The 18,785-nt window shown below is 71.4% G+C and carries 17 protein-coding genes and 1 other RNA gene; 8 read left to right on the plus strand and 10 right to left on the minus strand.

Annotation, left to right across the window (positions count from 1 at the left end; genetic code table 11):
- Positions 1–18: 18 nt before the first annotated feature.
- A complete protein-coding gene (locus tag IH50_RS38700) occupies positions 19–1,023 on the minus strand; it encodes a GIY-YIG nuclease family protein (protein WP_051767233.1) in 1,005 nt (334 codons plus the stop codon).
- Positions 1,024–1,071: 48 nt separating this feature from the next.
- Here IH50_RS38700 and IH50_RS0109665 point away from each other — a divergent pair, with 48 nt between their 5' ends.
- The gene (locus IH50_RS0109665; RefSeq protein WP_030859383.1) at positions 1,072–1,761 is read left to right on the plus strand and encodes a hypothetical protein; all 690 of its coding nucleotides are present in this window, start codon (positions 1,072–1,074) and stop codon (positions 1,759–1,761) included.
- 147 nt (positions 1,762–1,908) lie between these two features.
- Here IH50_RS0109665 and IH50_RS39540 read toward each other — a convergent pair whose 3' ends face one another.
- From IH50_RS39540 to IH50_RS0109675, 3 genes are all read right to left on the minus strand, one after another.
- Positions 1,909–2,217, minus strand: coding sequence for a hypothetical protein (locus IH50_RS39540; protein ID WP_199822061.1), 309 nt, complete (start codon positions 2,215–2,217; stop codon positions 1,909–1,911).
- A 252-nt stretch (positions 2,218–2,469) separates the two neighbouring features.
- Positions 2,470–3,429: a hypothetical protein gene (locus tag IH50_RS0109670; protein WP_030859385.1), complete on the minus strand. Its 960-nt coding sequence runs from the start codon at positions 3,427–3,429 to the stop codon at positions 2,470–2,472.
- A gap of 7 nt (positions 3,430–3,436) precedes the next feature.
- Positions 3,437–3,865 (minus strand): hypothetical protein, encoded by a 429-nt coding sequence (locus IH50_RS0109675; RefSeq protein ID WP_030859387.1) that lies wholly within the window; start codon positions 3,863–3,865, stop codon positions 3,437–3,439.
- A gap of 181 nt (positions 3,866–4,046) precedes the next feature.
- On the opposite strand from IH50_RS0109675, the gene IH50_RS0109680 reads away from it, so the two are divergent.
- Positions 4,047–8,417 (plus strand): CHAT domain-containing protein, encoded by a 4,371-nt coding sequence (locus IH50_RS0109680; protein WP_158801180.1) that lies wholly within the window; start codon positions 4,047–4,049, stop codon positions 8,415–8,417.
- A 346-nt stretch (positions 8,418–8,763) separates the two neighbouring features.
- On the opposite strand, the gene rnpB is transcribed toward IH50_RS0109680, so the two are convergent.
- Positions 8,764–9,171, minus strand: an RNA gene (rnpB, locus tag IH50_RS38710) — RNase P RNA component class A.
- A gap of 187 nt (positions 9,172–9,358) precedes the next feature.
- Entirely contained in the window at positions 9,359–9,925 is a 567-nt protein-coding gene (locus IH50_RS0109685) for a Uma2 family endonuclease (protein ID WP_030859391.1), read from the minus strand.
- 134 nt (positions 9,926–10,059) lie between these two features.
- Here IH50_RS0109685 and IH50_RS0109690 point away from each other — a divergent pair, with 134 nt between their 5' ends.
- The 4 genes from IH50_RS0109690 (at position 10,060) to eda (ending at position 13,021) form a co-directional block, all read left to right on the plus strand.
- Positions 10,060–10,815 carry a MerR family transcriptional regulator gene (locus IH50_RS0109690; protein ID WP_030859393.1) on the plus strand — a complete coding sequence of 252 codons (756 nt, stop codon included), beginning with the start codon at positions 10,060–10,062 and terminating at the stop codon, positions 10,813–10,815.
- Positions 10,812–11,408: a hypothetical protein gene (locus tag IH50_RS0109695; protein WP_030859395.1), complete on the plus strand. Its 597-nt coding sequence runs from the start codon at positions 10,812–10,814 to the stop codon at positions 11,406–11,408. The genes IH50_RS0109690 and IH50_RS0109695 overlap by 4 nt, the downstream gene beginning before the upstream one ends.
- A gap of 102 nt (positions 11,409–11,510) precedes the next feature.
- Entirely contained in the window at positions 11,511–12,293 is a 783-nt protein-coding gene (gene yaaA / locus IH50_RS0109700) for a peroxide stress protein YaaA (protein ID WP_030859398.1), read from the plus strand.
- 65 nt (positions 12,294–12,358) lie between these two features.
- Positions 12,359–13,021 carry a bifunctional 4-hydroxy-2-oxoglutarate aldolase/2-dehydro-3-deoxy-phosphogluconate aldolase gene (gene eda / locus IH50_RS0109705; RefSeq protein ID WP_030859399.1) on the plus strand — a complete coding sequence of 221 codons (663 nt, stop codon included), beginning with the start codon at positions 12,359–12,361 and terminating at the stop codon, positions 13,019–13,021.
- On the opposite strand, the gene IH50_RS0109710 is transcribed toward eda, so the two are convergent.
- Genes IH50_RS0109710 through IH50_RS0109720 form a run of 3 tightly spaced genes read right to left on the minus strand, consistent with a single transcriptional unit; the run spans position 12,996 to position 16,060 of the window.
- Positions 12,996–14,450, minus strand: coding sequence for a bifunctional RNase H/acid phosphatase (locus tag IH50_RS0109710; protein ID WP_030859401.1), 1,455 nt, complete (start codon positions 14,448–14,450; stop codon positions 12,996–12,998). The two genes, eda and IH50_RS0109710, sit on opposite strands and share 26 nt — an antisense overlap.
- 12 nt (positions 14,451–14,462) lie before the next feature.
- The gene (locus IH50_RS0109715) at positions 14,463–15,206 is read right to left on the minus strand and encodes a zinc ribbon domain-containing protein (RefSeq protein ID WP_030859403.1); all 744 of its coding nucleotides are present in this window, start codon (positions 15,204–15,206) and stop codon (positions 14,463–14,465) included.
- Positions 15,203–16,060: a Nif3-like dinuclear metal center hexameric protein gene (locus IH50_RS0109720; protein WP_030859405.1), complete on the minus strand. Its 858-nt coding sequence runs from the start codon at positions 16,058–16,060 to the stop codon at positions 15,203–15,205. The genes IH50_RS0109715 and IH50_RS0109720 overlap by 4 nt, the downstream gene beginning before the upstream one ends.
- A 199-nt stretch (positions 16,061–16,259) precedes the next feature.
- Between IH50_RS0109720 and IH50_RS0109725 the strand changes: the two genes are divergently transcribed.
- Positions 16,260–17,588 (plus strand): hypothetical protein, encoded by a 1,329-nt coding sequence (locus IH50_RS0109725; RefSeq protein ID WP_030859407.1) that lies wholly within the window; start codon positions 16,260–16,262, stop codon positions 17,586–17,588.
- Between the two features lie 97 nt (positions 17,589–17,685).
- Entirely contained in the window at positions 17,686–17,853 is a 168-nt protein-coding gene (locus IH50_RS41985) for a hypothetical protein (RefSeq protein ID WP_199822062.1), read from the plus strand.
- A 70-nt stretch (positions 17,854–17,923) separates the two neighbouring features.
- Here IH50_RS41985 and IH50_RS0109735 read toward each other — a convergent pair whose 3' ends face one another.
- Positions 17,924–18,784, minus strand: a complete 861-nt coding sequence (locus IH50_RS0109735; protein ID WP_030859411.1) for a MaoC family dehydratase — start codon at positions 18,782–18,784, stop codon at positions 17,924–17,926.
- Position 18,785: the final 1 nt, after the last annotated feature.

The raw sequence follows: 18,785 nt of genomic DNA on the forward strand, positions 1-18,785 counted from the left end.
CGGTGACGGCCACGCTGTTCAGGTTGAACGGTTGCCCCGGCGGGGAGGCCGGCCCTTCTTCGGCCTGAGCTGGGGGAGCCAACGTCCGGGACCGGGGAGAGAAAGGGCCGGCTCTTCGCGAGTCATCGGGCGCGGCGCCCAGGTGCGCGGGCCGGGGAGGCGGAGGGCGAGCTGGGAGACAGCGACCATGGCGGGCGAGGGGTCACGCTCGAGGTGGTTGAGGATGAGAGGCATCCCGTCCGAGGTCACCTGCGGGTTCCAAGTACGGCAGGCGATCTGGCAGTACTCCCGAGCCTCGAAGAGCACGCCTCTGCATGCCCCCGGCTGCTCCCCGTCCCGCATCCACAGAATGCGGTCACCTGGCGCGAGGCGCTCACGGCCGATGAGCATTCCGTTGGCGACGTGCCCCGCAGCGTCGAGATGGGGTACGGGGTCGTCATCCCCGCCGGCGTCACCGTCACTGAACCCGGCGACCTCATCCGGACCGTCCGCGGCATAGATCTCCAACTGATCACCGTCGGAGTGCGCCTGCCAGAGGTCGAGCGGCTCCCACCCGCCACCACCGAACAACGACGGCTGGGCAAGCAGGACGAAGACCTCGCCCGCCTCCAGGGAGAGCACAACGCGGTCATCACCGCCGATGGGATGGATCTCCCCGACCTCCCAGGCGTCGTTGCCGTTGACCTCCAGCACGCACTCACGGACGGTTTCCACGGCGATGTCGGCGGACACGGAGAAGTACTCCCGTCGCGGATTGACCCGGTGTTCACTCAGACGCCGATGGACAAGCTTCTCGACCTTGGACCAGCGCATGGTCAGCGCCCGGAAGACGACCTCGAACGGCAGTGGTACGCCCTCGTGTCCGGAGATCTTCGCTGCACGTTCTTCCGGCAGCAGCGTGGTGAGGCCGATCTTCACCATGTCGGGCATCGCAGGATTCCGCATGACGTAGACGAAGCCGGTGTCGTGTGTGATCACACGCATATTCTGGGGTGTGCGACACGCGATGTTCACGCTGTACACATAAACGGCCGCTTCTCATGGGTGGCCGCAGAGCGAGGGGGACAGAACATGGACGGCAGGCTGCCCGTCGGCGGGCCTCGCATCGAGGACCTGTTGGAAGCAGTACCCATCACGGTGGCCGAACTGCGGGGTGCGGTGGGCTTCTTCGAAGAGGACACGGCGGGCATGTTAAGGGCCTCGATCGCCACGGCGGAGCGAGCGTTCACCGAACTCAACGCCTGCGACAGCGTGATCGACGAGGCCGGCGTCCGCGGCGAGAATGCCGCGGGCCGCCTGCGGCAACTGCTCACACAGGAGGCCCGGGAAGAGGTCGCGGCGGAACTGACGGCTCTCGACGTGATCGCTGGGAAGGTACGGCAGTCGGCGGCGACGCTGCGTCTGCTGAATCGGATTCTGGATCGGGAGACATCTGCCGAGGACGATGCGCCGCCGGCCGACGTGGCCAGACTTCGCGAGACCGATCTGCGCACTGTGCCATCCACGTACGGCGACGATGCGGAGTACGACGATCTCCTGGCGATGGCCGACCGCGGGACGCAACTCGCACCGCAGCTGGAAAAGGCACACAGGGAACGTCTCTCGGCCGTGGCCGACCATCTGGTCACCGTCGTGCAGCAGGCCGCGAAGACAGGTTTCGCGGACGAGCGGTTCGCACAGGCGTCGCTGCGGGAGGCTCGGGCAGCTCACGCTCTGTGGCTGAGGTGCCTGGAACAGCGGCAGCACGACCTCGGGAAGTAGGCGGAGGACGGCAGCACGCTCGACCGGACTCGGTGTCGGGCGCGGAGTCCGCCGACTCGTCCCGGGAGGAGCAGGGTTCTGCATCCTGAGGGCCGACGAGACCCCAGACCTGGCGACCTGATGCGGCTCGTGACAGGGGCCACGTGCTCATCCTGGACACATGACGAAGCGCACTTGTTCAGAGAGCACTTGTGTTGCCCACTCCAGATCGGCCAGCCGTCTCGCCAGCGTCGATTCGGCGAGCCTGGACAGGCCTGCGGGCACGGCGATCAGCAGGTCGCGCTCGTTGATGCGGCCCGACCGAGCGGTGAAGGAAAAGGTCGCCCAGGCCCGGTAGGGATCGACGGAAGGCATCAGTCGACGTACGTGGTCGAGGGCGTCCTGTTCCCAGGGGAACGGTGAAGGCCGCTCCTGGAAACATTGCTGCACCGGACGCGGCGGGCCCGGCTTGGGCACCGGACGCGATCCTCCTGCCGTCACCGTCCGACCTCCGTTGTCCGCTTCCCGCCCTGCTTCTGCTTCTGCACGGTCGCCTTGCGTCGGTCCTCGCGTGCGAGGTCGGGCTCCTCGGCTTCTCCCTCAGGGGCACCACACGGCAGCCGACCCGCCGAACCGAGAATCAACAAGCACTGAGCTCACTCAGACCACTTCCTCGACGGCTCCACTCACGGTCCACGATGTGCCTGAGACACCGCCCGTCACCACGTACTACGGCCCTGATGACGGGAAGTCGGTCGGCTGGACAAAGGTCGGCTCCGGGCTGCGGGAGCCCGTGTGCAGATAGGTGGTCAGGCGCGTGCCCTCGGCCCGCTCGTCGCGTGGATTGGTAGGCAGTGGCCAGTGAGCCGCCTGGTAGAGAAGCCGACGGTGTACGTCGAAGCAGGACTCGACGACATCTCCGACGGCAGACGCAGCCGGGAGCATCCTCGCGTATGCGGCGGCGGCTACCAGCAGCCCTACGGGGAGAGCCCACCAGGACCACACGGTCCATACGGTGAACAGCACTCCACAAAGGAACACCTGGACGGTCAGCAGCATCGAGGCGTAAGCGGCTGTGGTCTCCTGCCGCGCGGTGTCGGGCAGCAGCAGCCACAGCCTCGGCCAGCACACGATCGGGTCGAGACCGTAGCGGGCACGTATGCGGGACTCCGCTGCACGCAGGCTGTTCCCCAACCGAGTCGGCATCCGTTGGACGCGCTGGGCCGGTAGGCGGCGGTGACGGCGCTCGAGGCGTGCTCGTTCCGCCAGTTCGCCCGCAGTGAGTTCCGGGAGTGACCTGGCTGCGAGCTGCCGAAGCCGCTGGGATTCCACGTCGGAGCGGTGTGACAACCGCTCCCGCAGTGTGTGAGCCAGGGGCGCGAATGGAGCGGGCCAGTAACCTTCCAGAGCGCGCAGCACTGGAAAGGCGAGCTGCTGCAGCGCCAAGCCGGAGAGGACGATCAGGGTAAGGGGTGCCACCACGCAGATTCCCTGCACGATCGCCGGCTGTCCCTGAAGCTCACGCCCGAACGCGAGAGCTCTGGAGGTCCAGCCTCCGCCCCGGGACTCGGAGCGCGCCAGCCAGGCGAGCAGTCCGCCAACCCAGAACGCGAACGCGGGCGAGAAGAGCGCGGCGACCCAGCGCTCGGCCAGCCGTCCACCGACCCCTCGCCAGAACTCCCCGATCACGGCGTGCTCACACCCCAGAGGTGCCGGTCAGCACCGCGCCGTCGTCCGGGCAGCGCTCGGGTGGTTGGTCGTCCTCGTCGGCGTCGAGGATCACCCAGAACCGCCCGCACCGGGGGCAGACGTGCCGTTCATACCCGACGAAGGGGTCGCCGGCGAGGCGCACGTGACGATCGATACCGGGCTCGGGGCCCACCAACTCGTTCAAGCGCTCTCGTGTCGGATCCCGAGCCGCCAGCAGCTCCAGGATCTCGTCGAGCGTCTCGTCCCGAGTCGCAGTGGCGTCCGCCCTCAGCCGGGTGAGCAACGCTCCGAACTCCGCCCGTATGTCCGGTTCGCGGGGCAGTAGTTCGGGGAGTTCCTCGGCAACACGCTCGATGGCGTGGACCAGACGAGCTTCCTCGGACGCAGTACCGTGGTCGAAGTCATCGAAGGACACGGTTCATTCTGGCGTGCGGGGCGGCGGAGACAAAGCGAACATGTCAAGTCGGAAGAGAAAAGCGGCACGCAGGGCTCGCTCGTCCGGCGACTTCATGAGCCGCGATGAGGCGACCGCTCTCCTGTATGCCCTGACCAGGGCGTACGAGGCAACCTTCTTAAGGGGCGGCAGCGTTTCCGGGATGAGCGCGTGGTTCCGGGCTCACCCCCGGGCATTGACTCCCGCCTTCGCGGCGTTCCTGAGATCACTCCTCGACACGCGCGGTGCGGGCGAGGAAGAGGACACAGAGTCGTACCCTGCCAGATTCACGCTTCGCGTGATCCACGTCTGCAGGGAGGCGGGCGACAAGAGGGGGCTCGCCCGGCTCGCCAAGGCGTCGGCGGGCACAGCCGAGTTCGAAGCGCTCATCTCCCGGATACAGGAACGCCTCCAATCCCCTGATTCCCTGCACGAGGCGGCGCCGCTGTGTGAGCGACTTCTCGATCACCCCTTCCGGATGGTCGTGGAACCCAGAGGACACACGATTTTGCTCACCGAGATGAGCATGGCGTTGCGCAAAGTTCAGTTATTCGCGAGCCGATCCGTCCCGGGGCTGCCGGACCTTCGCATCCGCGTCGCGCTGGCGGCCCTGGATCCGCCCCCGCAGGACAGGAGTCAGCACGCCGAACTGCTCGTGCTTCTCGGGCATGCCCACTCCGACCGCAGCGAGCACACCGGAGACGCCGACGACCTGCGGAGGGCGCTGAAGGTCTACGAGGAGGCGCGCGGCATCACCTCCGAGCACGATCCCGAGCGGGCGGACCGCATACACAACGTCGGGGCCGCGTACCGAGATCTCCATGTCGTGGCCGAGGAGCGGGACGCGCTGGACCGGGCCATCGAGCTGTTCGAACAGGCGGTGGCGCTGAGAGGCAATCACACCCTCTACGTCAACAACCTCGCGGTCTCGTTGCGCGACCGGTTCCTCCGGGACGGAGAGCCAGCGGATCTCGAGCGGTCCATTGCCGCGTTCGAACACCTCGCAGCCACTGCCTCTGAGGCGGATGTCGATCTCCCCCGCGTCTTGACCGACTATTCCTCTGTCCTGCGGCAACGCTTCGACCTCACATCTACGCATGCCGATATCGACCGGGCCGTCGAGCTCGGCGAGCGCGCGATAGCACTCGAACCACGCGGACCGGTTCTCGTCCAGTGTCTGACGGAACTCGGCGAGGCGCTGGCCGTGCGCGCGACGGTCCGCGGCGACGAGGCCGAATTCCGACGGTCTGTCAGCCTGCTGGAGCAGGCGCGCGCGGTAGCGGAGCCGGGCTCGCGGCTCCTCAAGGTGGTTGTGGGTAAACAGGCCATCGTGCACGGGCTCTGGGCCCTGCAGGGGCCCGGCGACGTCCGCGACGTGGTGCCCGTGCTGCGCACCGCGCTCACCGAGACAGCGGAGGGCACAGCGGAGCACTGGCAGCTGACGCAGATGCTTCTCGCGTCGGAGTCGATGTACGCGCGACACAGCCGGGACCCGGAGGAGATGACGCGTGCCATCGCCCGGCTTGAGGCCTATGCCCCGGACGGGAACGAGGACTCGCTGAGTCAGGTCGACGTGACGGGTTTGCTGGCGGAGCTCTATGTAAGCCGCGGCATGGTGAACTCTTCGCTCGCCGACCTCGACAACGGCATCCTGCTGGGGAGGGAGGCGGCGGCCGAGACCGCGCTTGCCTGCGGTTTGGCTGAGCGGTTCGCTCTGACCCTGCAGGCAGACGACTTGGAGGGGGCGCTCGCCACGATCGCGTATTCCTCCGCTCTGTCCGAAGCCTCCTGGTATCACTGGCAACAGGTGGCCCAGCGGATCACCGAGGTGGCGGGGCTGCATCCGGCGCTCGCCGACGGGCGGGAGATTGTGACGGTCGCGCTCGGCCTCGCGAGCCGACTCATGGGGTCGCCGGGGCCCGCGGCGCCGGCGTACGCCATTCTCACCAGCCAGCTTCTCGTACACCGGTACGGAACCAGTGGCGACCAGGAGGATCTGCGCCGTGCCACCGAGATTCTGGAGGCCCGGCTCGCGACCACGCCACCCGACGCGAGGATCTACGATCACCTGCTTGTCCTGACCGGCGCGCGGTGGCGCGAGCAGTACTCGCTCTCCGCCGATACAGCGGCGTTCAGGCGGGCGACCGAACGACTGGAACACGCCTTGAGCAGGTGCGGGCCAGGCAGTCCTCACTACCCGAACATCATAGGGACCCTGGGAACTGTGCTGCGGGCTCACTACAACTTCACCGGCGATCTCGGTTATCTCGACAAGGCCATCGCCGCGTACGAGCAGGCGATCTCCGGCTGGGACAGCGAGGACCATACGCCCTCGTGGGCGGTCGGGGTCAGCAACCTCGCCAACGCGCTGCGCGCCTCCTATGACGCCACGGGCGAAGGGGACCGGCTCAGTCGAGCGATCAGCCTGCACGAACAGGCAGTGGCGGCGTTGCCGCCCGGTCACCCCGACCTCCCCCAGCGTCTGATGAACCTGGCCAGTGCGCATATGACCCGGTTTTTCGGCTTGGACGAGCAGCGCGCCGACCTGGACCGCGCTCAGGCACTGCTGAGACGCGTACTCGACGACATTCCCGCCAACTCCCCGGTGCGCCCCGACACCCTCGCGGCTCTGAGCATCTCGGCAGCTGCGAAGTTCCAGGTCACCAACGAACTGGCAGACCTGGACGAGGCCGTCGAACTGGCCCGGAAGGCGTTACGTTCCTCCCGGACCGGGACGCTGCCGGAGAAACGCACGGCCCTCCAACTCGCCGAAGCACTGAGCAGGCGCCACACACACCAGGCAGACGCGGCAGCCGGGGCCGAGGCCACGGCCATCTTCCGAAGGCTCTGCACGACGACCGAGGTGACCGATCCCCGGGTGAGCCGCGTCGCGAGCGTGGAGTGGGCACACTGGGCCGCCGGGCGCGGGGCCTGGGAGGAGGCGGCCGAGGCGTCCCGTGCGGCAACCGAAGTGCTGAACGAACTCGTGCGTCTTCAGGTGAGCCGCGGGCTGCGCAATCGCGTGATCAGGCAGAACCGGGACTTCGGGGCGTTCGCCGCCTATGCCCTCACGCGGGCCGGAGACTATGAAGCCGCGGTCATGGCGGTGGAGACCGCTCGGGCCGTTTCCCTCAGCGAAGCCCTCCAGCTTGGTTCCGCGGACGTCAGATGGTTGAGCGAGCATGGTCAGCACGATCTGGCCGAACGCTTCAAGGCCGCGGCGGCTCGCTGGCTGGCCGCCGCGGGCGACGGGCTGGAGCGTGACCTGCTCGGCGGCACCCGCGTCGCGGACTTCCCCGACCACGACGCCGCTGTCAGGGCCGCCCGCACGGACCTCGAGAATCTTGTCGATGAGATCAGGACCACGACTGGACGGGCCGAGTTCCTCAAGCCGCCAACCTTCGCCGACGTGGCGGCCGGCGCGCCCGACCGGCTGGTGTATCTCGTCACGACCGAATACGGCGGAGCGGCTCTCATCGTCGACGAGGGCGACGTCCGGCCGCTGGACCTGCCCACGCTGACGAGGGAGCAGGTCACACGCTGGCTGAGGGCGTTGATACAGGACGGAACGCTCAACTGGTGGGCCCGGCTTGAGAACGTCGCGCGAGAGCTGTGGGACGCGGTCCTCGGCCCTCTCACGGAGACATTGGGCCAGGGACCCGTGACGCTCATCCGGAGCGGCTATCTCGAACTGCTGCCGATGAACGCCGCATGGACCGCCGCGCCGGACAGGCCAGGGGGACGCCGCTACGTGATGGACGAGCTGCCGATCCGCACCGTCCCGAACGCCCTGGTTCTCGCCACCGCCGTTGCCCGCGCCAGGCGCGCCGGGCAGACCAGTGTGCTGGCCGTCCAGGATCCCCAGCCGGTGTCGGCCGCGCCGCTGAAGCAAGCGGCCGTCGAAATAGCCGGAGTTCGCTCCTACTTTTCCGACAGTGTCGTCCTGGCCGGAGAACAGGCGGTTCCGGAGGCGGTTCTTCCTCTCCTCAAGGACCACGACGTGGTTCATTTCGCCTGCCATGGCAGCGCAGACCTGCTCAACCCGCTCAGCAGTTCGCTGACCCTCGCCGGAGACGCACCTTTGGAGCTCAGGGACATCCTCAGGGTCCGGCTCGGCGAGGAGAACCCCGTCCGCCTGGTCGTCCTCTCGGCGTGCGAGACGGGTGTGATCGGTCTGGACGTCCCCAACGAGGTCGTCAGCCTGGCGAGCAGCCTGCTCGAAGCCGGAGTGGCGGGCGTGATCGCCTCCCAGTGGCAAGTCCCCGATCTCTCGACCGCTCTCCTCATGTTGCGCTTCTACGCCGAATGGAAGACCAACAGCCAAGCACCGGCCTCGGCGCTCCACGCGGCGCAGCGCTGGCTCCGTGACACCACCAACAAGGAGAAGGCCGACTACTTCGCGCCAGGCGCGCCCAACGGCCTGCCCCACGCGACGGCGCGCGGCCTGCGGCGCACCCTCATCCGACTCGAGCCGGGCCGCAAAGGCTTCGCCCATCCCGTGCACTGGGCGGGTTTCGTCTTCGTGGGGGCGTGAACTGCTTCTAGGGGGCGTATCGACGACTCCGGAGATCCTCTCGTCGCTGCCGCTGGCGCTCCCACAGGGAGCGGAGGACACTTGGGCAGGAGGCACATTGCTCTTCGACGCCGAAAGAGCCGATGATCATCTGGCTGTCGAAGCACGTAATGTTCGTGTGGAGGGCTGCCGCTGAGCCTCGCCTGCACATGGTGCTGCGACCGCATCGCCGTCAGAGCACAAAGCCGAGCATTTGTCGCCTTCACCGGCATCGCCTGTACCGTCATCTGCCACAGCAGACTCGCCACGTAAGACGGCCTTCGTGCCAGATCAGAGGCCCTCTCCCAGGCGAAGCCGCAGGTGGCGGCAGACGAGTCGGGCTGTACGCCGGGTTCTGTTCCGGCGGGTCCTCGCGGGCCCGCCGGCGACGGCCATCCATCTAGGACCGGCGTTGCCGCCGGCCTCGTGCGGTCTACCCGCGAACTCGGGCGGGCAGCCCTCGAACGTCCGCGCAGAGACGCTTCCGAAGAGGCGTCTCCTCTTGACCTTGCTCCGGGTGGGGTTTACCTAGCCGCCTGAGTCACCTCAGGCGCTGGTGGTCTCTTACACCACCGTTTCACCCTTACCGAGGACCGAGGTCCCCGGCGGTCTGTTTTCTGTGGCACTGTCCCGCGGGTCACCCCGGGTGGCCGTTAGCCACCACCCTGCCCTGTGGAGCCCGGACGTTCCTCGGGAAGTCCCGTGAGGGACTCCACGCGGCCGCCCGCCCGGCTCGTCTGCCGTGTGGCCCATGGTACCGGGCGCGGGCGGGGCCTCGGCGCGGCGGCCGTCGCCAGGACCGAACCGGCGAGGACGGGGGCATTCAGGGGTTCGTCCAGGAGGACCGCGCCGCCCGAGTCGCGCCCTGGTCCAGCGGGCCTCTTCCCGTACGTCCGTCACCGCGCACCCCCGCCCACAGGGGATCAGAGGAAGTCGGCGGTGTCCAGGTCGAATTCGAAGGGGGCGGGGAGGGTGATCGGTTTGCCGAAGGGGCGGGTGCACCGCTCGCGGTACTCGTCCTTCTCCGGGTCGCCGAACAGCGTGACCGAGGAGGTTTCGCGGTCGACGAGGAGGTAGAGGGGGATGCCGCCGCGGGCGTAGCAGCGCGGCTCGGTCTCGCGGTCGGTCTCGGGTCTGGCATCGGTCACCTCCACCACCATGGCGACGCCCGCACAGGGCATCCAGGGGTCGGCTCCCCTGTAGAGCCGCAGGTCCCCGGGGGCGAGGGTGCCGTCCGGGATCACATGGTCCTGTGGGCAGCCGTGCGCGCTCTTCAGCTTCAGGCCCTTGTTCCCGGAGAAGACCATGGCGGTGCGGGAGCCGGTGTGGATCCGGCTCACGATCTGGCTGAGGCAGTGCTCGTGCGAACCGTCCGGCAGTGGTCTGAGGAGGAACTCCCCTTCGACGAGTTCCGCCCGGAACCCTTCCGGGGTGTTCAGACCGGTGAACCAGTCCAGGAGGAGGTTCTCGGAGATCGGGTCGTAGGGGATCACGGTGCTGTGCCTCGCTTTCGGTCGCCGGTCGGACTGTCGCGGGGAGGGCTCGCTTCGGGGCGCGGACGGGGGATGTTCACCCGACGGGGTCGGCTTGACCCTGTCGCGGCGTCAACGTTTCTACTGAGGTCATGCGGATCGGAGAACTCGCCGCGGCCGTCGGTGTCACCACGCGGGCGGTGCGGCACTACCACCAGTCGGGGCTGCTGCCGGAACCGGAGCGGCTGGGGAACGGGTACCGGGACTACACCCTGCGGCACGCCGTCGTGCTGGCGCGGATCAGGCGGCTGACCGAGCTGGGCCTTGGGCTCGCCGAGGTGCGGGACGTGCTCGCGGACGAGGCGGGGAAGGACCTCGTCGAGGTGCTGACGGAGCTGGACGAGGACCTGGCGCGGCAGGAGGCCGCGATCCGGGAGCGGCGGGCGCGGCTGCGGACCCTGCTGGAGGACGGGGGCGGGCCGAGCGCCGAGGGGCCGGTCTCGCCGGAGCTGGCCGCGCTGTTCCGGGACACGGCACACCTGGCCGACTCCCCCATGGCCGTCAAGGACCGCGAGATGCTCGCGCTCCTCGAGACCGCGGCGCCGCCGGAGGAGCGGGAGCGGCTGACGGGGCTGCTCGGCGGGGTGGTGAGCGCGCCGGGCGGGGCGGAGCGGGCGCGTGCCCTGTACGGGATGCTCGACGCGCTCGCCGACGCCGAGCCGGACGATCCGCGGGTGGAGGAGGCGGCCCGGGCGCTCGCCGCGACCGTGCCGGACGGGCTGGTCCCGGAGGGGACCGGCCTCGGTGAGGCCGACGGCTTCCTGCGGGCCCTGTACGCCGACTTCCCGCCGGCCCAGGCGGAGGTGTTCCGCCGCATGCTGCGCATCGTCACGGAGGAGCGGTCATGAGAGGTGTACGGGTGGCGGGGGCGCTGGTCCGGCACGAGCTGCGGCTGATGCTGAGCCTCTGGCTGTGGGTGGCCCGGCGCAGGCACGGGGTCGGCGGCGGGACGGCGTTCGGGTACGCGCGCGGGCAGGCGGCCCTGATGTACGGGTTCGCGTTCGTGTGCGCGGTCGAGACGGTGGCGATGTCCGTGCTGCTGGACGGCTGGCCGGCGGTGCACGCGGTGGTGCTCTTCCTGGACGTGTACACCGTCGTCTTCGTCGTCGCGCTGCACGCCGCGTCCGTCGTACGGCCTCATGTGGTGGACGGCGGTGTGCTGCGGGTACGCCGGGCCGTCCACGTCGACCTGCGCATCCCCCTCGGACGGATCGCCTCGGTCCGGCGGGAGCTGCGGATGACGCACGAGGCGGCGGAGGGGGAACTCGATCTCGCCGTCGGATCGCAGACGACCGTCACCGTCGAGCTCGCCGAGCCGGTCACCCACGTCACCTTCCTCGGGCGTCCCCGCGAGATCCGTGTGGTCCGCTTCCACGCGGACGACGCCGACGGGCTCGTACGCCTCGTCCGCGCGCTCGCCGCGCCCGCTCCCCTCGGCTGACGGCGTCCCGCCGGGCATGGAGCGGGCCGAGGGCGAGGAGCCGGACCGGGCCCGGCCGGCACACGCCGTACGCTGACGTCGAGCTCGATCGAAGGAGTACGCGTGCTTGTCCTGCTGCCGCCGTCCGAGGGAAAGGCCGCTTCCGGCCGCGGTGCCCCGCTGAAGCCCGAGTCGCTGTCGCTGCCGGGGCTGGCCGCCGCGCGGGAGGCCGTCCTCGCCGAACTGGTGGACCTGTGCGCCGGCGACGAGGACAAGGCGCGTGAGGTGCTCGGGCTGAGCGAGGGGCTGCGGGGCGAGGTCGCGAAGAACGCGGAGCTGCGGACAGCCGGGGCGCGGCCCGCCGGGGAGATCTACACCGGGGTGCTGTACGACGCCCTGGACCTGGCGTCCCTGGACGCGGCGGCGAAGCGGCGGGCGGCGGCGTCCCTGCTGGTGTTCTCCGGGCTGTGGGGCGCGGTGCGGGTCACCGACCGGATTCCCTCCTACCGGCTCTCGATGGGTGTGAAGCTGCCCGGCCTCGGCGCGCTGGGCGGGCACTGGCGTGCGCCGATGGCCGATGTGCTGCCCGAGGCGGCCGGGGACGGGCTGGTGCTGGACCTGCGGTCGGCGGCGTACGCGGCGGCCTGGAGGCCGAAGGGCGAGGTGGCGGCGCGGACGGCGACCGTACGGGTGCTGCACGCGCCGACCCGGAAGGTGGTCAGCCACTTCAACAAGGCGACCAAGGGGCGGATCGTACGGAGCCTGCTGACCGCCGGGGCCGCGCCGGAGAACCCCGGCGGGCTGGTGGAGGCGCTGCGGGACCTCGGGTACGAGGTGGAGGCGACGGCACCGGCCAGGGCGGGGGCGCCGTGGGCGCTGGACGTACTGGTGGACGAGGTGCACTGACCCGCTCATTGCACCCCCTGCAATGGGCTTTGCGCAGTGCGCATCAGCGGGGGCAGGATGACGTCATGCGCTCTCCCCTGCCCCCCTCCCCGGACTCCTTCTCCGTGCTGGACCTCGCCCCCGTCGTGCCCGTCGTCGTCGTCGAGGACGCCGCCGACGCCGTACCGCTGGCGCGGGCGCTGGTGGCCGGGGGCCTGCCCGCGATCGAGGTGACCCTGCGGACGCCCGCCGCGCTCGACGCGATCCGGGCGATCGCCGGTGAGGTGCCGGACGCCGTGGTCGGCGCCGGGACGGTGATCACACCGGCACAGGTGGACGAGGCGGTGGCGGCCGGGGCGCGGTTCCTGGTCAGCCCGGGGTGGACGGACGTCCTGCTGGAAGCCATGCGGGCGTCCGGGGTGCCGTTCCTGCCGGGGGTGTCGACCACCTCGGAGGTGGTGGCGCTCCTGGAGCGGGGGGTGCGGGAGATGAAGTTCTTCCCCGCGCAGGCGGCGGGCGGCACGGCGTATCTGAAGTCGCTCGCCGGTCCGCTGCCGCAGGCCCGCTTCTGCCCGACCGGGGGCATCGGTCCCGATTCCGCGCCGGACTATCTCGCGCTGCCCAACGTGGGGTGTGTGGGCGGGAGCTGGATGCTTCCGGCGGACGCGGTGGCCGCCCGGGACTGGGGGCGGGTCGAGGCGCTGGCGCGTGCGGCGGCGGGGCTCAGCGCAGGTGCGAGGTGTCGTTGAACAGGCGGACGCTGGCGTTGCCGTCGGCGTAGTACGCCACGGCGGAGAGGGATGCCGCCGAGAGTTCCATGCGGAACAGGGACTCGGGCGGGGCGCCCAGGGCGAGGCGTACGAGGGTCTTGATCGGTGTCACATGGGTGACGAGCAGGACCGTACGGCCGCGGTACTCGGCGGTCAGTCGGTCGCGGGTGGCGGCGACCCGGGCGGCGGTGGCCGCGAAGCTCTCGCCGCCGCCGGTGGGTTCGGCGTCCGGGGAGGACAGCCAGGCGTTCAGGTCGTCGGGGTGGCGTTCGCGGACCTCGCCGAAGGTGAGGCCCTCCCAGGCGCCGAAGTCCGTCTCGCGCAGCCCGTCCTCCACGGCCACGTCGAGCCCGAGACGGGCGGCGACGATGCCGGCGGTCTCGCGGGTACGGGCGAGGGGCGAGGCGACGACCGCCTGGACGGTGCCGCGCCGGGCGAGGAACTCGGCGGCCTTCTCGGCCTGTTCCCGGCCGGCGGAGGAGAGGGAGGGGTCGCTGCCGCCACTGCCCGAGAAGCGCTTCTGCGGGGTCAGCGGGGTCTCACCGTGCCGCAGCAGCACGAAGGTGGCGGGCGGCCCCAGATCGGCGGGCGCCCACCCGGCGGCGGGCGTGGCGACGGCCCGCGCGGCACGGAGATCGGCGTCGGCCTTGGCTTCGGCGCCGGCGGCCTCGGCGACGGTGGCGCCCTCGGGGGCGGCACCGGTCCCGGCCGCCCCGGAGGCGGGTGCGGCACCGGTGCCGATGGCTCGTGCGGCCCGTACCTCCGCGTCGGCTCTCACGCCGTCGGGTCCGGAAACGGTGGCACCGGAAGCGGCGGCACCGGCGGACGCGGCTTCGGTACCGGCGGTCTCGCCGGACCGGGTGTCGGCGGCGGGACCCCCGGGCGCCGATGCCAGTGCCGCCCGGGCGCGGGCCGCGCCCGCCGTGGCGTCGCCGGGTGGGCCCGACGGCTCGGGGAGGTCGAGGGCGGCGCGGGAGGTCGCCGCCGACCACGCCTCGCCCCGCTTGCCCGCGTCCATCGCCTCGTTGGCGAGGCGGTCGGCGTGCTTGTTCCGCGCGCGGGGGATCCACTCGTAGGTGACCCGCTCCGGCGGGAAGACCCGCGCCGCCTCCGCCGCGAGCGGCTTCATCGCCGGGTGCTTGATCTTCCAGCGGCCCGTCATCTGCTCGATGACGAGCTTGGAGTCCATCCGGACGTGGACCCGTGCCTCCGGGTCGAGCTCACGGGCGGCGCGCAGGCCGGCCAGCAGGCCCCGGTACTCGGCGACGTTGTTGGTGGCGACACCGAGGTACTCGGCCGCCTCCACCAGGGTCTCCCCCGTCGCCGCGTCACTCACCACGGCCCCGTAGCCCGCGGGCCCCGGGTTGCCCCGCGACCCGCCGTCCGCCTCGACGATGAACTCCCGCACCGCCAGGGCCCCTTACAGCCCGGACTCGGACGTACGCACCAGGATGCGCCGGCAGTTCTCGCAGCGCACCACCGTGTCGGGGGCGGCGGAACGGATCTCGTTCAGCTCGGTGATGGCGAGCTCCTGGCGGCAGCCCTGGCAGGTGCGGGCGTACAGCTTCGCCGCGCCGATGCCGCCCTGCTGCTCGCGCAGCTTCTCGTACAGGCTCAGCAGCGGGGCGGGCACGGAGGCCGCGACGACCTCGCGCTCCTTCGTCACCGAGGCGGCCTCGCCGTCGATCTCCTCGACGGCCGCGTCGCGGCGCGCGGTGGCGTCGTCGATCCTCCCCTGCACGGAGCCGACCCGCTCGGTCAGCTCGGCGACCCGCTCCTGCGCGGACTCGCGGCGCTCCATGACCTCCAGGACGACGTCCTCCAGGTCGCCCTGCCGCTTGGCGAGGGAGGCGATCTCGCGCTGGAGGTTCTCCAGGTCCTTGGGCGAGGAGACGGCACCGGAGTCGAGGCGCTTCTGGTCGCGGGCGGCGCGCTGGCGCACCTGGTCGACGTCCTGCTCGGCCTTGGTCTGGTCGCGGGCGCAGTCGCTCTCCTCGGTCTGCGCGGCGACGAGCAGGTCGCGGAGCTGGGTGAGGTCCCGGTTCAGCGACTCGATCTCGGCGTGCTCGGGCAGCGACCTCCGCTTGTGCGCGAGCTGCTGGAGGCGGACGTCGAGGTCCTGGACGTCGAGGAGTCGGATCTGGTCGGCGGGCGCGGCGTTCAGTTGGGGGCTCCAGATGTGTCGGTGGTGGCGGGAGACGCCGCGTGGGCGGTCCAGGGGTCGGTGACCGTCTTCGAGACGTGGACCCGCAGGTCCCATCCGTGGCGGTCGGAGATCTCGTCGAGCTGGGCTGCCGCCAGCTCGCACCAGGGCCACTCGGTGGCCCAGTGCGCCGCGTCGAGCAGCGCGAGAGGACTGTGGGCGCGGGCCTCGGAGGCCGGGTGGTGGCGCAGGTCCGCGGTGAGGAAGGCGTCCACGCCGGCGGCCCGGACGTGGTCGAAGAGGCTGTCGCCGGAGCCGCCGCTGACGGCGACCGTGCGCACGAGCGCGTCGGGGTCGCCGGCGACGCGGATGCCCTGCGCGGTGGCGGGGAGGCGTGCGGCGGCGCGGGCCGCGAGGTCGCGGACGGTCAGCGGGTGGTCGAGCTCGCAGACGCGGCCCAGGCCCCGGCGGCCGTCCGGGTCGGACGGGTCCGGCACGAGGGGGCGTACGACCCTGAGGTCCAGCGCGCCGGCGAGGGCGTCCGAGACGCCCGGGTCGGCGGTGTCGGCGTTGGTGTGGGCGACGTGCAGGGCGATGTCGTTCTTGATGAGCGTGTGCACCACGCGGCCCTTGAAGGTGGAGGCCGCGACCGTGGTCGTCCCGCGCAGGTAGAGCGGGTGGTGGGTGACCAGCAGGTCGGCGTCCAGCTTCACGGCCTCGTCGACGGTCTCCCGGACCGGGTCGACGGCGAACAGGACCCGTGTGACCTCCTGGCCGGGCTCGCCCACGACGGTGCCGACCGCGTCCCAGGACTCGGCCCGCTCGGCGGGCCACAGGTTCTCCAGCGCGGCGATGACTTCTGACAGACGGGGCACGCTGCCAAGGCTACCTGGGCGGCCTCGCGCGCCTGAACCGGCGCCGCCCTCGCCGGCCGGCGCCCCGGCCCCTGGAGCACACGTCCGCCTCCCCCTCAGGCGAATCGTTCCTGGAGCACCCTTACGTGTGAAGTGCGGGCCCACCGGTCCGCCGTCCGCGCGTGCGCGACCTACTTTCGTCACCGGAGGTGACCGAACGATGACGGTCTGTGCCATCGAACCCGCGGCGGGACACGAGGAGGGAGCCGGACGGGCGGGCTGCGCCATCACCGCCGACGGTTCCTACGCCGCACGGCTCGCCCTCGCCGGCGACTCCTTCTTCCCGGAGCGCTGGACCCTGGACGGCCCCGAGCCCTACGCGGTGCCGCTGCCCGGCAACCAGCCCGAGGAACCCGGCACCGAGGTGCAACCCCTGAGCGACGGGCGGGTCCTCATCCACCGGCTGGTGGGCGGACGGCACGCCTTCTCCCTGCTGTACCCGGCCGGTCCCGGCACCGGTGAGCTGCCGCTGGGCACGGTCGAGTGCCCGGACGAGGGCACCCGGCTGCGGCTGCTGCCGCCCGCGCCGGACGGGGAGCGGGCGTACGCCCTCGCCGTGGGCCGGCGGTCGACGGTGGTGTGGATGGTGGCGGGCGGCGCGTTCGGACCCGAGCAGCTCGCGGAGGTTCCCGGGCACTGCTCGGGCGGGGTGTGGCTGGACCGCGAGGGGCGGATGCTGGCGCTGGACCGGGAGAGCGGCGGGCGCACCAAGGCGGTCGTGGTGGACCTGGAGCGCGGCGGCGAGATGTCCCCGCTGCTGCAGATCGCCGACGGCAGCGACGACCGGTTGCTGCTGGCCGACCCGGACAGCGGGCTGCTGCTGATCCGCTCGGACGCGCCGTCACCCGGGCGGAGCCGGCTGGGCTGGGGGGTGCTGGGCAGCACGCTGCCGGTGCGCTTCCCGGAGTGCCTGCGACTGGCGGACTGTACGGTCACGCCGTTCGCGATCCAGCCGGGGCAGATGCTGACGCCGGAGGGCTGCGCGGTGGCGCTGCGCGTCGACGGCGCGTTCGGCAGCTGGGTCGGGGTGTGGCGGCCGGCGGAGCGGCGGGTGCACCACTTCCCGGCGCCGGCGGGGTGGCTGGCCGGCGCGGGGCTGTGGACCGCGGACGGGGTGCTGCGGCTGCCGTACGCCACCGGGGCGGTGCCGTGCGGTGTGGCCGGGCTGCGGGCTCCCGGACAGGAGCGGCGGCGGGCGGGGCTGGACGTCCGTCCGCCGGTGGAGCGCCCGGAGGCTCCGGGTCCCGGCGAGGGCCCGGCGCGTGCCGGGTTCGGGCCCGGGACGGTGCCGGACGGCCGGGCGCCCTCCCCCGACGCACCCACGCACGAGGACCTTCCGTCCCAACTCCCCTACTGCTCAGGCGACATGATCGGCCACCTGCTCCCGCCCCACGTCGAGCCCCCGGCGCACCACGACCCCGGCGCCCCCTCCGCGCCCCGTCCCGTCCCCTTGCAACAGGCGCCTCTGGGACAGCTTGTAACGAAGTAGTGCCGGTCGGCGTGGTCGCCTGGATCCGGGTGGTGGTGTGCCGGTTACACTCGCCCGGCTGTAGGAAAGATCATGTTTACGGGGTGAGTTCCTTCCGATGAACGACGTCAGCACGAACGAGTCGCGGCCCACCGAGGACGGACAGGCCGCTGTCGGACACGGCAAGCACCGGGGCCCGGTCTCCACGCAGGACGCGGAAGCGTCCCCGCGCGGCCGGCACCGCAGGCCGGAGCAGGTGAGCGAGTACGCCGGATCGGCCGCCTGACCCCACGTCGGGCACACGATCCGCAACCGAGCCGGGCCCCGGCCGTCCTCGAGGACGGCCGGGGCCCGGCTCAGTCGTGTCCGACCGTCGTACCGGCGAGCACCGGCGCGTCGCCCCGCTCGACGGCACCGACGAGCACCCGTACCGCGCCGTCCCCGCGCCACATCCGGATCCGCAGCGTCTCGCCCGGGTACACGACCCCGGCGAACCGGGTGGCACAGGAGCGGACGCGGGTGACGTCGCCGTCGAGCAGGGTGTCGACGACCGCCTTGAGGGTCATGCCGTAGGTGCACAGGCCGTGCAGGACGGGCCGTTCGAACCCGGCGCGCGCGGCGAACTCCGGGTCGGCGTGCAGGGGGTTCAGGTCGCCGGAGAGGCGGTAGAGCAGGGCCTGGTCCTCGCGGACGGCGCGTTCGACGATCCGGTCCGGCTCCCCGGCGGGCGGCTCGTGCCGCACGGACGGGCCGCGGTCCCCGCCCCAGCCGCCTTCGCCGCGTACGTGGATGTGCGCCTCGTCGGTCCACAGCGGGCCGTCGGCGTCGGCGGCCTCGGTGCGCATGACGAGGACGGCCGCCGTGTCCTTGTCGTGGACGGCGGTGATACGGGCGGTGGTGGTGGCGGTGCCCTCGGCCGGCAGGGGGCGGCGGTGCGCGGTGAGCGACTGGCCGGCGTGGAGGACGCGGGCGAGGTCCACGTCGATGCCGGGGAGGGAGAGCGCGCCGGTCACACCGGGCGGGCCGCCGCCCGCGACGGTGGCGAAGCTCGGCAGGACGCGCAGCCGGGATTCGAGGGTGTAGCGCAGTTCGCGGGGGTCGGTGGCGGGGCGGCCCGCGCCGATGCCGAGGTGGTAGAGGAGGACGTCCTCGGGGGTCCAGGAGATGCCGGCGGTGCGGGGCGGGGCGGCCAGGGCCTTGGCTGCGTCGATGGGCATG

Source organism: Streptomyces sp. NRRL S-37, assembly GCF_000721605.1.
Lineage (GTDB): Bacteria > Actinomycetota > Actinomycetes > Streptomycetales > Streptomycetaceae > Streptomyces.

Excerpts from the sequence above, each read along its gene's own strand:
- IH50_RS0109680 (WP_158801180.1), top strand. The coding sequence starts at position 4,047 with ATGAGCGCGTGGTTCCGGGCTCACCCCCGGGCATTGACTCCCGCCTTC.
- IH50_RS0109725 (WP_030859407.1), top strand. The coding sequence starts at position 16,260 with ATGACGGTCTGTGCCATCGAACCCGCGGCGGGACACGAGGAGGGAGCC.
- IH50_RS0109735 (WP_030859411.1), bottom strand. The coding sequence starts at position 18,784 with ATGCCCATCGACGCAGCCAAGGCCCTGGCCGCCCCGCCCCGCACCGCC.
- IH50_RS0109690 (WP_030859393.1), top strand. The coding sequence starts at position 10,060 with ATGCGGATCGGAGAACTCGCCGCGGCCGTCGGTGTCACCACGCGGGCG.
- IH50_RS0109695 (WP_030859395.1), top strand. The coding sequence starts at position 10,812 with ATGAGAGGTGTACGGGTGGCGGGGGCGCTGGTCCGGCACGAGCTGCGG.
- IH50_RS0109665 (WP_030859383.1), top strand. The coding sequence starts at position 1,072 with ATGGACGGCAGGCTGCCCGTCGGCGGGCCTCGCATCGAGGACCTGTTG.
- IH50_RS41985 (WP_199822062.1), top strand. The coding sequence starts at position 17,686 with ATGAACGACGTCAGCACGAACGAGTCGCGGCCCACCGAGGACGGACAG.
- eda (WP_030859399.1), top strand. The coding sequence starts at position 12,359 with ATGCGCTCTCCCCTGCCCCCCTCCCCGGACTCCTTCTCCGTGCTGGAC.